Annotated in this window: 12 protein-coding genes and 2 tRNA genes; 6 read left to right on the forward strand and 8 right to left on the reverse strand. The window is 48.8% G+C overall.

The window, feature by feature from the left end:
• From H528_RS13145 to pepA, 4 genes are all read left to right on the forward strand, one after another.
• On the forward strand, positions 1 to 222 hold a 222-nt coding region (locus H528_RS13145), incomplete at its 5' end, for a PD-(D/E)XK nuclease domain-containing protein (RefSeq protein WP_033396419.1).
• Positions 223 to 354: 132 nt separating this feature from the next.
• Positions 355 to 1797 (forward strand): CCA tRNA nucleotidyltransferase, encoded by a 1443-nt coding sequence (locus H528_RS13150; RefSeq protein ID WP_022853733.1) that lies wholly within the window; start codon positions 355 to 357, stop codon positions 1795 to 1797.
• A 73-nt stretch (positions 1798 to 1870) separates the two neighbouring features.
• Positions 1871 to 2149, forward strand: a complete 279-nt coding sequence (locus H528_RS0107620) for a hypothetical protein (RefSeq protein ID WP_022853734.1) — start codon at positions 1871 to 1873, stop codon at positions 2147 to 2149.
• 20 nt (positions 2150 to 2169) lie between these two features.
• Complete coding sequence (gene pepA / locus H528_RS0107625; protein ID WP_022853735.1) at positions 2170 to 3072, forward strand: flocculation-associated PEP-CTERM protein PepA; 903 nt, start codon at positions 2170 to 2172, stop codon at positions 3070 to 3072.
• A 68-nt stretch (positions 3073 to 3140) separates the two neighbouring features.
• On the opposite strand, the gene H528_RS0107630 is transcribed toward pepA, so the two are convergent.
• The 7 genes from H528_RS0107630 to lon all read right to left on the reverse strand — a co-directional run bounded on the left by H528_RS0107630 (position 3141) and on the right by lon (position 9332).
• Positions 3141 to 3227: transfer RNA gene (locus H528_RS0107630), tRNA-Leu, on the reverse strand.
• Between the two features lie 4 nt (positions 3228 to 3231).
• A tRNA-Arg gene (locus tag H528_RS0107635) sits at positions 3232 to 3308 on the reverse strand.
• Positions 3309 to 3344: 36 nt separating this feature from the next.
• Positions 3345 to 3866: a 3-isopropylmalate dehydratase small subunit gene (gene leuD / locus H528_RS0107640; RefSeq protein WP_022853736.1), complete on the reverse strand. Its 522-nt coding sequence runs from the start codon at positions 3864 to 3866 to the stop codon at positions 3345 to 3347.
• Between the two features lie 17 nt (positions 3867 to 3883).
• Positions 3884 to 5155: a 3-isopropylmalate dehydratase large subunit gene (gene leuC / locus H528_RS0107645; protein WP_022853737.1), complete on the reverse strand. Its 1272-nt coding sequence runs from the start codon at positions 5153 to 5155 to the stop codon at positions 3884 to 3886.
• A 60-nt stretch (positions 5156 to 5215) separates the two neighbouring features.
• The gene (ligD, locus tag H528_RS0107650) at positions 5216 to 6127 is read right to left on the reverse strand and encodes a non-homologous end-joining DNA ligase (RefSeq protein ID WP_022853738.1); all 912 of its coding nucleotides are present in this window, start codon (positions 6125 to 6127) and stop codon (positions 5216 to 5218) included.
• On the reverse strand, positions 6127 to 6909 hold the full coding sequence (ku, locus tag H528_RS0107655) for a non-homologous end joining protein Ku (protein ID WP_022853739.1): 783 nt from the start codon (positions 6907 to 6909) through the stop codon (positions 6127 to 6129). Before ku ends, ligD begins: the two co-directional genes overlap by 1 nt.
• Before the next feature lie 11 nt (positions 6910 to 6920).
• Positions 6921 to 9332, reverse strand: coding sequence for an endopeptidase La (gene lon / locus H528_RS13155; protein WP_022853740.1), 2412 nt, complete (start codon positions 9330 to 9332; stop codon positions 6921 to 6923).
• Between the two features lie 240 nt (positions 9333 to 9572).
• On the opposite strand from lon, the gene H528_RS13160 reads away from it, so the two are divergent.
• Together H528_RS13160 and uvrA are read left to right on the forward strand one after the other, a co-directional pair.
• Positions 9573 to 10196, forward strand: coding sequence for a 4Fe-4S binding protein (locus H528_RS13160; protein WP_022853741.1), 624 nt, complete (start codon positions 9573 to 9575; stop codon positions 10194 to 10196).
• A gap of 2 nt (positions 10197 to 10198) precedes the next feature.
• Positions 10199 to 12931 (forward strand): excinuclease ABC subunit UvrA, encoded by a 2733-nt coding sequence (gene uvrA / locus H528_RS0107670; RefSeq protein WP_022853742.1) that lies wholly within the window; start codon positions 10199 to 10201, stop codon positions 12929 to 12931.
• Here the strand turns inward: uvrA and H528_RS14090 are convergent.
• Positions 12900 to 13466 (reverse strand): phosphatase PAP2 family protein, encoded by a 567-nt coding sequence (locus H528_RS14090; protein ID WP_169352785.1) that lies wholly within the window; start codon positions 13464 to 13466, stop codon positions 12900 to 12902. The genes uvrA and H528_RS14090 overlap by 32 nt on opposite strands.
• Positions 13467 to 13524: the final 58 nt, after the last annotated feature.

Here is a 13524-nt window from a genome sequence, read left to right on the forward strand (position 1 = left end):
CAGGGCCGCCTTGACATGGCGGTGCTTTTTGAGGGCAGGTGTTATCTTTTCGAATTCAAGGTAGTGGATGATAAACCTGAGGGCAACGCGCTTAAGCAGCTAAAAGAGAAGCGCTACTTTGAGAAGTATCAGGGAAAGTGCGAGAAGATCTGGCTCATCGGGGTTGAGTTCAGCAAGCGGGAGCGGAACATTGTTTCTTTTGAGGTGGAAGAGATTTCCTGAGATCGCCAGAGCTGACTTCGCCCTCCTCCCACACCCCGACCTGTCACCTCTTTCTCTTTCCGTGACACTTTCCTCAATAGGAAGGAGTCTCGTTTGATTGGCAAGAAGAAAACTCGGGTTTATCCTTAGGCTATGCTAAACTTCATACCCAAAGAAATAACCAGCATTCTTAAAATTTTGACTCCGCTTGAAGTATATGTGGCCGGAGGGCCTATTAGAGATGCACTCCTTGGCCGTAACTTTAAAGACATCGACCTTACCGTGCCCCAAGGGGCCAAAGAAATTGCCTTTGACGTGGCTCAAAAATACGGCGATGCCTTTATCCCCCTTGATGAAGAAGAAGGCGTTTACCGCGTGGCGATAAAGGGCTTTTTCCTCGATTTTTCTTCCTTTCGCAAAGGCACAAAAACCATCGAAAAAGACCTTCTTTTGAGGGATTTCACCATTAACGCCATGGCTGTACCCCTTAGGGACTTTCTGGAAACTTCACCTGCAAATTGGCCTATTATTGATCCCGCAGAAGGCCAAAAGGATCTTTCACGGAGGGTTGTTCGAGCCCTTGGCCGCGCAAACTTTTGCGACGATCCTTTGCGCATGTTGCGAGGCTATAGGCTTGCGGCAGAGCTTGGCTTTGAACTTGAGGCAGAAACAAGAGGCCTTGTGCGCGAGCTTCACCCGACCCTAGCTGACGTTTCTCCCGAGCGCGTAAGCACTGAACTTTTGGCGCTTTTTTCGCACCAAGCAGGGGCAATTGTCTCTCTCATGGCTGAAGACGAAATACTGTTTACCATATTCCCCGAGCTTTTAGCAGCCAAAGGCGTGGCCCAGCCTTCTTTTCACCATTTAGACGTATTTGGGCATTTGCTGCTTACCCTAAAGAGCGCTGATGCGGTGATCAAAGAGCCTGAGCGTTTTTTTGGCCCTCAGGCTTTAGCAGAAAGGGTCTTTGAGGGGATTTTAGCCGACCAGAAAAAACAGGCTGCGGTGCGGCTGGCCGCCCTTTTTCACGACATCGGCAAGCCCCATACCTTTGCCATCCGCCACCGCATTACTTTTTACGAACACGACCGGGTAGGAGAAGAGATCTTCTGGCAAATTGGCCGGCGCCTGAGATTTGCCAGAAAGTTTATCAAAGATGTGGCAAGCCTTATCAAGCACCACATGCGCCCCTTTCACTTGTTAAGAGAATACAGGGCCGGTCGTCTTTCCAAGCGGGCTATGCGTCGCCTTTTAAAAGATGTCCCGGATTACCGGGCACTTTTTATGGTAGCCATGGCCGACAGTCTGGCCTCTGCTGGACCAGATAAAGAAGAAGGCCTTGAAGACCTTTTGGCCTCGCTATTTTGGGAAATATACGCCTTTGAACAGGAAATATTTGCCAAACAAGAACAAGAAAGACTGGTTACTGGGCGGGACTTAATCGAAATCTTTGGGCTTGAGCCCGGACCACTTTTCAAAGAGCTACTTGAGGCGGTGGAAGAGGCCCGCGCTGAAGGGCAAATCAAGACCCGCGATGAGGCCCTTTCCTTCCTTACCCACCTGATCAAAGAAAGGTACGGTTTACACGGTACGTAATCCTCGAGGTCTGTTATAAGATCCATCTATCACCTCTGGATTCTTCAGTCGCCTTCGCTCCTCCAGGATGACGGTGGCGAGGCAAGCAAAAATTACCGCAGCAATTCATAAGACTGCTTTTGCATTCCAAAAAATTTTCCACTTAATGACCTTACAACCTTCGGAATGTGAAAAATTTTTCCCACAAATATCGAATATAAATGGAAAAATTTTTCCTACAGAGAAAAATTTTTCACTGCCTAGTTTGAAATTTAATATAAAAAGACCCGAACTTTCTTTAAAAATAAAGCTGATTTTGCTTAAAAAGAATTGGCACTTTTTTTGCTTAACCATAAAAGTAGCAAAAATTTGATATCAAAACGGAGGATTCAAATGAGGTACAAAATTTTAGTTTTGGCTCTATTTTTGGGATTGATCTTGGTTGGACCTAAAGTAAATGCCCAGATGTTTCATGACCTCAACGCCTTAGGAATTTCTGGTAGCGATGACGGAATAACAGGCATTTACGACCAATGGGGAATTTATGCCCGATCCATCATAAACATTGACTTGGGAGCTGATGGACAATTTTCTTCAGGCGATGTCTTTACAATTAACGGTCTGTTTAAATCAGGAACCCTGATAGATTTTACTGGAGGAGCTATCGGAGACGACGAGGGACTTAACTCAAAATACGAAATAACTGGTGTCTGGAATAACCTCACCGGAGAAATTACTTATGTTTCCCCTGCCATTTCCTTCCCTGGTGCAACCGATGATTGGTACTTAGCTACTTTTTCTTACGATCCTGGTACCAGGTTTACCGTTTACGTGGATGATACCCCTGACTTTGACTCATCTTATGACAGTAATGCGGCAACTTTTACCAATTTAGCCTCTGCGAGTGATGGGATCCCAATCCTTGATATAGAAACAACTGGCGGATCGGGAAGCATTATCCTGGTTGATTACGGTAGGGATGGAACCATTGACACTATGCAAAATGGATCTTTGACCTTGAATGGCAAAATCGTCAAAGTATATGAAGAAAATTTCATGTTCATTTATGGCAAAGACTTCTATGATCTTTGGCAGGCAGGCAAGAACATTTTCGCCACGCTGGATGGCAACTTGGACAACTTTGAAAAAATAGGCGATCCCTCTGCTAACTATTGGAAGTCAGACACCAACGGAAGCGTAGATTTTACCGTTCCAGAACCAGCAACTATTGTTCTCATGGGAAGCGCCCTTTTGGGAATTGGTTCCATACTTAGAAGAAAGACCAAGAAGAATTAGTCCACAGAAAAACCGCCAAAAAAGCGGGCCTTTTTGAAAGAAAGGCTCGCTTTTTATTTTCTCCGAATTGGTGCGGGAGGGGGGACTTGAACCCCCACGGGCTTACGCCCACTGGATCCTGAATCCAGCGCGTCTACCAGTTCCGCCACTCCCGCGGCGTGGAGGGCGCGGCGGGATTCGAACCCACGACCTCTGGCTCCGGAGGCCAACGCTCTATCCACCTGAGCTACGCGCCCTGCTAACCAAAGATTTTAAACCCAGGGGCTTTCATGTCAACTTGCCTCGTCTTCAAGCTGCCGCTGGGCATAGCGCTTTTGAATATGCGGGATTAGGCCTCCGTCTTTTAAAAGCTCGCGCATAAAAGGTGGAATGGGCTGGCATTTATAAGTCTTTCCCGTAGTCAGGTCTTTGATAATGCCGGTGTCAGGATCAACCTCCACCTCGTGGCCTTCTTCAATCTCTTGTGCTGCCTCAGGCGCCTCAAGAATCAAAAGCCCGGTGTTAAAGGCGTTGCGATAGAAAATGCGCGCAAAGCTTTCGGCAATAACGCAACCAACACCTGCGGCCTTTATGGCAATAGGGGCATGCTCTCGCGATGAGCCACAGCCAAAGTTTTTTCCGGCCACAATTACATCGCTAGGCCTTACTTCTTTAGCAAACTCAGGCCTTGCGTCTTCCATACAATGTTTGGCTAGTTCTTCGGGATCTGAAGTATTTAAATAACGCGCGGGGATAATGACGTCGGTGTCTATGTCGTTACCAAATTTCCACACGCGTCCTTTTATTTTTGCCATTTTTTTACCTCCGTAAATTAGAGTCCCAACTCCTCTGGGCTTGCAATACGACCGAGCACTGCTGAGGCTGCCGCCACCGCAGGGCTTGCGAGATATACTTCGCTTTCAGGATGCCCCATACGCCCTAAGAAGTTACGATTGGTCGTAGAAACCGCTCTCTCTCCTTTAGCAAGGATACCCATGTGTCCACCGAGACAAGGCCCACAAGTGGGAGGACTCACAATAGCACCTGCTTCCACAAAAACATCGATGTATTTTTTCTTAAGGGCTTCGCGGTAAACCCTGGGGCTCCCTGGAATAATAATGGCCCGCACGTTGGGATTTACTTTACGGCCAGCAAGTATTTTGGCAGCCACTGCCAGGTCTTCAATGCGCCCATTGGTGCACGAACCAATCACCACCTGATCGATATCGATATGACCTACTTCGCTGATAGGCTTGGTGTTAGAAGGAAGGTGAGGGAAAGCCACCTGGGGTTCAATTTTTTCACAATCATATTCCCGAACCTCTAGGTATTCTGCCTTGCGGTCAGGGCGAAAAACCAAAGGCTCTCGCGTGCTGTGTTTCCTCACGTAGGCAAGGGTCTTTTTGTCAGGCACAATGAGGCCTACTTTTCCTCCGGCCTCAATAGCCATGTTTGCCATGGTAAATCTTTCTGCCATGGAAAGACGTTTTATCACCTCACCGCTAAATTCCATGGCCTTATAAAGGGCGCCATCAACACCTATGTCGCCGATGGTATAGAGGATCAGATCTTTTCCGGTAACCCAGGGGCGCAGCTTACCCCGGTAAACAAACTTTATAGTCTCAGGGACTCGAAACCAGGTTCTGCCGGTAATCCAGGCTGCAGCAATATCTGTAGAACCCATCCCAGTAGCAAAGGCCCCCAGGGCACCGTAGGTGCAAGTGTGGCTATCAGCTCCAATTACAATGTCCCCTGAAACCACCAGGCCAAGTTCAGGTAAAAGCACGTGTTCAATGCCGCAACTTCCGCCTTCAAAGTAGTTTTCAATGCCCTGTTCACGGGCAAATTCCCGGCAAAAACGGACTTGTTCGGCACTTTGAATGTCTTTATTCGGGGTAAAGTGATCCATAACCAGGACGATCTTCTTACGATCAAAAACCTTGGGGGCACCTGCCTCGCGGAAGATTTTGATAGCAATGGGTGCGGTGATGTCGTTAGCAAGGACAAGATCCACCGGGGCGTCTATCAATTGCCCAGGCTCAACTACAGGAAGACCAGCCTTGTGCGCCAGTATTTTTTCCGCAAGGGTCATTGGCCTTTTCATGTAGCCCTCCTTAACCAAAGATGGAGCAAAATTAGCTTTAATGTAGCAATTGGGCAAGGGTTAAGAAAGAAATATCTTCTCAAGCACCGGCGCCCGGAATTGGCCATGATTAGTGATCTCCTGAAAGGAAACTTCGCATTCAAGTTCAGGACGAACCCAGATAGTCCCCTTAGGGAAGCCACTGCCTTTAAGGTTTTCAGGGCGTTTGCTTTCAAGTTTTTTAAGCCTGCCCAGAAGCTCGGCCGCAAGATGGGTATTTAAGCCACTGGCCACCCGCCCGCGAAAAACAAGCTCGTTTTCTTTTCTTTCAGCCACCAGCAGGCTTTTCAAGGTGCCATCAGGGCGCAAAAGATACCCCACCACCACACAGCGCCTGCGACCACGGGGCTTAAACTTCAACCAAAAATCAACACGTTTGCCAGGAACGTAGGGGCTTTCGATGTCTTTGGCCATCACCCCTTCAAAACCCATGGCCACTACTTTTTCAAAAAAAGCAACTCCCTTTTCAAGGATAAACGCTGACTCCGCCACAAAGGGACTACTGGGAAGCAATTCTTGCATTAGTTTTTTGCGTTCACGAAGGGGCCTATCAAGAAGGGGTTCTCCCCCTACGTAAAGCAGGTCAAAGACCATGTAAGTTGCGGGAAGTCTCTCAGAAAGCATCTTGATTTTTAGCGGACTTTTTACGTGTTCTCGTTCCTGAAGCAGCCTGAACTGGGGTTTTCCGTCTTTTAAAACAACGATTTCGCCGTCAAAAACCAGGCCGTCTTTTTTAATCAATTTGGGTAAATCCCAGAATTCAGGATATCGGTAAGTTATGTCGTTTAAACGGCGGTTTTGAAGCCTGATTTTCCCGTTTTCAATGAAAAAGAGGCAACGGGTACCATCCCATTTTATCTCGTAAAGAAACCGAGGCGAATCAAAAGGTGCCGAAAGCTTGGCAAGCATGGGCTTAATGTATGCCGGAAGCATTAAGCAGCCTTTTTCTCCGCCTTTTCAAGGCTTGCTTTAAGGGCCTCCATGAGGCTGATAACCTTGGCCTTTTCTTCAGCAGCTTTGAGTTCGAATTTCTCACCACGGGCCTTGGCCTCTACTAACTTTAATACCGCCTCGGCATAGTGATCTACCAGTTCTTCGGGCTTGAAGTGCTCAGTGAGAGAGTCTATAAGCTGGCCAGCTAGCTGTAGATAGCGTGGATCCAGCTTCTCCTCATCTATTTCCACCTTCAGGTCCTCTGCCCGGATAACATCCTGATAAAAATGAAGGCTTGAGGCCAAAAACTTTCCCTCATAGGGCTTGATTAGCAAGGGGTACTCTCGCTGGCGGATGATGGCCTGGCCAAGGGCAGCTTTGCCCTTTTCCTGCATGGCTTTGTAAAAAATGGCAAAGGCTTCTTTGCCCCCCTCGCCTTCTGGCAAAAGATAATGGGCATCAGCATAGTAAATCGGTGCAATTTCCCGTTCGTCAACAAAGTATTTAACCTCAATGGTGTCTGAGGTAGCAAGCTTTAGGCTTGCCAGTTCTTCGTCGGTGATTACCACGTAGTGGTCTTTGTCCAGAAAATAAGCCCGGACAATTTCGTCATCATCAAGGGTTTTATTGCAACGAGGACAAAACTTGAGATACTTGATGCGACTGCCACAATCTTTGTGTATGAGATGAAAAGAAATAGCCCGCTTTACCACCGCCGGGTAAAGCTTAACAGGTATGGTCACTAAACCTATACGCAAAAAACCTGACCAGGTGGCCTTCATACCAGCCTCCCTTATGTTTTCTTCTTAGCGGCCCGTCTGCGCTTCAATTTTTTCCCAAAAACAATGGGAAGGGCCTCTTCCACCCGTGAAACCGGGTGAAAAACAAGCTTGGCACGCACTTCTTTCGGAATCTCAACTAAGTCTTTTTCATTCAACTTCGGGATAATGATTTCTTTTATGCCGGCACTTTTAGCCGCAAGGACCTTTTCTTTTATGCCTCCCACGGGCAAAACCGCACCGCGCAGGGTGATTTCACCGGTCATAGCCACGTCGTGGCGCACGGTTTGTTCGGTAAGAAGGCTTACCAGGGCGGTAAGAATGGTAATCCCCGCACTTGGGCCATCTTTAGGAACTGCCCCTGACGGAACATGCACGTGGATGTCTATTTTCTGGAAGATGTCTTCGTCAATGCCGAGCTCTTTGGCACGAGAACGCACATAAGAAAGCGCTGCCTCTGCGGACTCGCGCATCACGTCGCCAAGCTTTCCAGTCAAAATAAGGCGGCCTGAGCCTTTCATCTTGGTGGCTTCCACGAAAAGTATTTCCCCTCCCACCGGAGTCCAGGCAAGACCTATGGCCACTCCGGGGACTTTTACCCTTTCAGCAACCTCAGGCAAATACTTGGGCGGGCCTAGATACTTTTCCACGTCTTTTAAGCGCACTTTTACCGGCTCCGTGCGGCCTTCGGCAAACTCTTTGGCTACCGCCCGGCAAATAGCGCCTATTTCGCGCTCAAGGTTGCGCACCCCGGCCTCCCGGGTGTAGTAACGAATAATCTGTAACAGCGCCCGGTCAGTAAACTTGAGGTTTTCTTTGGTAAGTCCGTGGGCGTCTAACTGACGCGGCACAAGATAGTATTTGGCAATCTTTAACTTGTCTTCTTCGGTGTAGCCCGGGATCTCGATTACTTCCATGCGGTCAAGCAAAGGCCCGGGGATGGTGTCTAGCATGTTAGCCGTGGCAATGAAGATTATCTTTGAAAGATCGAAGGGGATCTCAAGGTAATGGTCAGAAAAGTTCTTGTTCTGCTCAGGGTCAAGGACCTCTAAAAGCGCCGCTGCAGGATCCCCCCTAAAATCCGCGCCGATTTTGTCTATTTCGTCAAGCATAAATACGGGGTTGTTTACCCCCACGCGTTTTAGGCCCTGGATAATGCGCCCGGGCATGGCACCTACATAAGTGCGGCGGTGCCCGCGGATCTCCGCCTCATCGCGCACACCACCAAGGGAAATGCGCAAAAACTTGCGCCCCAGGGCCTTGGCTATCGAACGCCCAAGGGAGGTTTTTCCTACCCCTGGAGGCCCCACAAAGCAGAGAATTGGGCCTTTTACATCGGGCTTTAATTTGCGCACGGCCAGGTATTCCAAAATACGCTTTTTGACCTTTTCAAGGTCGTAGTGATCCTGGTCAAGGATTTTCTTGGCCTTCTTTAAATCAATGTGGTCTTCAGTGCTTTCTTCCCACGGGAGCTCAAGTATCCAGTCAAGATAGTTGCGAATCACCGTGTATTCCGCAGAGGTAGGGTGAATTCTGGCAAGGCGCTTTAGTTCTTTTTCGGCCTCCTTGCGCACGTAATCCGGAAGCTTTTTCTTGGCAAGCTTTTCTTTTAGCTCTTCGACTTCGGCCTCAATGCCTTCGGCCTCACCAAGCTCCTTGCGGATGACTTTGAGTTGCTCGCGGAGATAATATTCCCGCTGGGCCTTTTCCATGCGGCCGCGCACTTCTTCCTGGATCTTTTGCCCAAGCTCAAGAATTTCTAGCTGCTTTAACAAAAGTTGGTGTATTTTCTGGAGCCTTTCTTTGATGTCAAGGGTCTCAAGGACATCTTGTTTTTCCTGATGCGAGACGTTTAAGTGGCTTACTACCAGGTCCGCCAGGGCCCCTGGTTCATCAAGACCAAGGGCTACAGCCTTAAGTTCACCAGGAAGCTGGGGCGAAAGCTCAAGCACTTTGGTAAAAAGCTGGCGGATACTTGCCACCAGCGCGTCAACCTCGATATCATGAGCAAGATAATCCTCAAGGACCTGAACCTTTCCTTTCAAATACGGTTTATCAGAAATGATTTCCAGAAGTTCAATACGAGAGACCCCCTGCACCACCACCCGCACCTGGTCAGGTTCGATTCTGGTGGCTTTGAGGATTACCGCCGCAGTGCCTATATCGTAAAGCTCTTTTCTTTCTTCTTTGGGCTCTTTTACCGCCACAATGGCCACCATGCGATCACTAGAAAGGGCGTCGTCTATAAGTTTTAAAAGCCCTGGCTCATGCACCATAAAGGGCATGACCATGTGCGGGAAAAGCACCGCATCACTCGGGATAATAGGCATTTCTTTAGTTTGCTCACCTGCAGGTAGCTCTACTTTTTGCGGATCAACAGGCAGCTCTTTTTGTTCTTTTGTTTCTTTTTCCTGTTTTGCGCTCATAGGCAACCTCAGCGTCCTTGGAGTTTTTTTGTACCTAATCGGAAGTTAAACATTAATTTTCTTCTTTCAAATCTCTTGGCCAAAATTAAAACGGATCCGAATTGCGAATCCTTCCCTTGCAATGAAACCCAGTCATGCAGAAGGAACGTAGCCACCGAAACATCTATGAAGGGGTCGTCACCCTCGCTTAGGCTAACTTAACAGTTTGCAAATAGGTCTATTGTTGTTAGAAATGTTGGCATGTCAGAGGATAAGGGTTTTGAATTACGCTTTTGCAATAGTGCTTCCTGTGCTTTAGCAGTGGTAAATACCGAAGAATTACTGCCTAAGCTTGAAAAAATTTTAGAGAACGCCAACCTGGGAGCTTTTTATCAATCCCTGGGACTTAAAGGAAAAAAACGCCGCTGCTTTCGGGTGGCTGTGGCTGCTTGCCCCAATGCCTGCACCCAGGTTCACATTGCCGACTACGGGACTATTGGCCAGGCGGTCCCTGCCCTCGAGGGCGATTGCAACACCTGTGGCGTGTGCGTTGATGTCTGCGAAGAAGAAGCCATTACCCTTTTTGAAGACCGTTTCCCCATGATAAACTTCGAATATTGCATAAACTGTGGTGCTTGTATTAGAGCTTGCCCACAAGATGCCTTGAAAGCCGAGTCCCTGGGGTACAAAATTCTTGTAGGTGGAAAACTTGGCAGACATCCCATGCTTGCCAAAGAGGTTTTTGCTCTGGTTAGCGCAGAAAAAGCCGCAGAAATTTTAGACAAGACCATCTCCTTTTACCAAAAGCACTGTAAGAGCGGTGAAAGACTGCGCGTTATCATTGAAAAGCTTGGCTGGGATACTTATCTTGCCGCTATTTCGTAACCGTGGCTGCCATCCGCTTAAGGAAAATATCGCAGCACAACCTAAAGGGCTTTGACCTAGAGATCCCCCTTTATAAGGTCACCGTGGTTACCGGGGTCTCAGGTGCGGGCAAATCAAGCCTTGTCTTTGACGTGCTATACGCTGAGGGCCAACGACGCTACGTAGAGACCTTTTCGGCCTACCTGCGCCAGTATCTGGAAAGACTCCCCCGGCCTCAGGTGGAAAGCATCGAGGCCATTCCCCCGGCCGTAGCCATTGGCCAGACCAATCCGGTAAAAAGCTCCCGCTCAACCGTGGGGACCCTTTCAGAGATAACAAGCTTTGCCAAGATGCTCTGGTTTCGGGCGGCTTTGCCAGTATGCCCCCTTTGCCAGCGCGAAATCCACGTGGACACTGCGCTCTCGGCAGCCAGGAGGCTCCTTTCGCTTAACGAAAACGAGCCTGTAACCATCGTGGCCCCGGTTAAAGCCAAAGACCCTTTGCTTTTGCGCGAAGGGCTGCTTCAGGCAGGCTACTTTCGCATCATGATACAGGATAAGATTTGTGACCTTGACGAAATCGAAGACCTCCCCCATGAGGTGGAAGTTGTCCTTGACCGCCTAAAGCTTACCCAGGAAAACTTCTCCCGCCTGGTTGAGGCCTTTGAGCACGGCTTCAAAATGGCTGGTGAAGTGCGCGTGCGCATGGGCTACGCCCAAGAAGCCATTTTTGTAGGCGATCCCCGCTGCCCCGCCTGCCACTACCAAATCCCCAAAAAAAGCCCCAATCTATTTTCGTTTAACAGCCCTATCGGAGCCTGCCCCACCTGCCGTGGCTTTGGCCGGGTAATGGATATCGACTGGGACCTCGTGATCCCCGACCCGGGTAAAAGCATCACCGAAGGGGCCATCACCCTCCTTTCCATGCCTTCTTTTTGGGAAGACGAAGAAGAGCTCCTGGAATACTGCCGGGAAAAAGGCATCCCTCTTGATAAGCCCTGGCAGGAACTCCCGGAAGAAGTCCGCTGGAAAATCCTTTACGGTGACGGCAAGTGGTACGGCATAAAAGGAATTTTTGACTGGCTTGAGACCAAAAAATACAAGGCCCACGTGCGCATTCTGCTTTCCCGCTACCGGGCCTACCTCCCCTGCCCGGATTGTGGGGGCACGCGCTTTAAACCCGAAGCGCTCCTTTTCAAGATAGCCGGGCTTAGTATCGCCGAGTTTTACGCCTTAACCGTAGAAGAAGCCGCAAATTTCCTGGCTCAGGTAGAAACCCGCTCCCTTGACCGGGCCACGCTGAACCTCTTAAACGAACTCAAAAGACGCGTTGGCTATCTGAATGAAGTGGGGCTTTCGTATCTCACCCTTGACCGCCAGAGCCGCACCCTTTCTGGCGGGGAAGTCGCCCGGGTAATGCTCACCCGGGCCCTTTCTTCAGCCCTTACCGAGACCCTTTATCTCTTCGATGAACCCACCACCGGGCTTCATCCTCGGGACACCGCCCGCATCATCAAAATGCTAAGGGAGCTTGCCGCCAACCAGAACACCGTGGTGGTAGTGGAACACGATCCCGACGTGATTCTTGCAGCAGACTACCTAATCGACCTTGGCCCAGGGGCAGGAGAAGCAGGCGGCCACCTGCTTTTTGCCGGAAAAGGAAAAGACTTACTTAAAAAAGACACCCCCACGGCCAGGGCCTTAAACGCGACCCTTGCCCCCAAAAGGCTCTCCCCGCTAAGCCCGGTAACAAACGAATTTTTAGAAGTTTTAGGTGCGCGAGAAAACAACTTAAAAGACATAGACGTTAAAATCCCCCTTAAGTCCTTTTGTGTAATAACCGGGGTCTCTGGGTCTGGAAAATCCACCCTCCTTGAACTCATTCTTTACCGAGGGCTTAAGCGCCTGAAAGGCGAGACCACCGAGCCCCCGGGTAAATTTTCCGCGATAAAAGGGGCAGAAAAAATAGACCAGGTAGTCTTAATAGACCAGAGCCCCCTTGCCAAATCACCCAGGGCCAACCCGGCGACTTATCTTAAGGTTTACGATGTCCTGCGTAAGCTTCTGGCCAAAGAACCCCTGGCCAAGGAGCTTGGCCTTTCCGCCACAGCCTTTTCTTTTAACTCCGAAAAGGGCCAGTGCCCCCATTGCCAGGGCCTTGGCTTTGAAACCGTAGAGATGCAGTTTCTCTCCGACCTTTATTTGCCCTGCCCGGTGTGTCGCGGCACGCGTTTCAAAGAAGAGGTCTTGCGGGTGCGCTATCAAGGAAAAAACATCGCCGAAATCCTTGACCTTACCTTTGACGAAGCCCTCCTGTTTTTTGCGGAACACCAAGACATTTGCCAGCGCCTTTACGCGGCCAAGGCCCTGGGGCTGGGGTATCTTAAGCTCGGCCAACCCCTTAACACCCTCTCTGGGGGTGAAGCCCAGCGCCTGCGCATGGCCAAGCATCTTTTCCTAGAAAAAGGAAGAGGGCATCTCTTTTTAATGGACGAGCCCACGGTTGGGCTACACCTGGCAGATGTCGCCGTGCTGCTAGCCGCCATAAAAGGACTCATTGCCCAAGGGAACACCGTGGTGGTAGTGGAACATCACCTGGAAGTGATAAGACAGGCCAGCTGGATCATCGACCTTGGCCCTGAGGGAGGAAACGCCGGCGGGAGGCTCCTTTTCCAGGGTAAGCCCCGTGATTTTCTTAAGGAAGAAACCCCCACCAGCCGAGCGCTCAAGCATTACCTTGGGAGCGGGAGGCTTTAAGAGTAGGCAGACCGGAACGCTGATAAGAAAAAAAGGGAATTGTAGATTTGTGTTTTTCCATATAATACATCAGCAAATAAGGCGTTAAAATACCAATTAAACTACCAAACAATACATCACTTAAGTAATGAGAACCTATGACAACACGACTAAAGGCTATTACCGTTGCACAAAACCAAAAGAAATATTTATAACGCGGAAAAGCTATAGAAAGGGCGACAAAAGCACTAAAAGTAGCTGCAGCATGACCTGATGGAAAAGAATTAACTACATATCCGCAATCAAAAAAATGAAAACCATAAGATCCCGTTTCTAGAAGAGCTTTAGGACGATAACGAGCAAAAAGGATTTTGAGTATATTTACTACTAACCCTGAAAAAATTACTGACAAAAATACCAAAAAACAGTATAAAGACTTTCTTCGATATCCCAAAATACAACAAAGTAAAAACAAAATACAACTAGGAATTAAATAATACTCTCCCCTACCGTAGCGGGTAATACAACAAAAAATTTTTTTAATGTCAGGGCTCAAACTGTTAAAGTAGAAAAACAATGGCCTATCAATAAAACAAAAAAGAGAAGAAAGAAGA

It is taken from the genome of Thermodesulfatator atlanticus DSM 21156, assembly GCF_000421585.1.
Taxonomy (GTDB): domain Bacteria; phylum Desulfobacterota; class Thermodesulfobacteria; order Thermodesulfobacteriales; family Thermodesulfatatoraceae; genus Thermodesulfatator; species Thermodesulfatator atlanticus.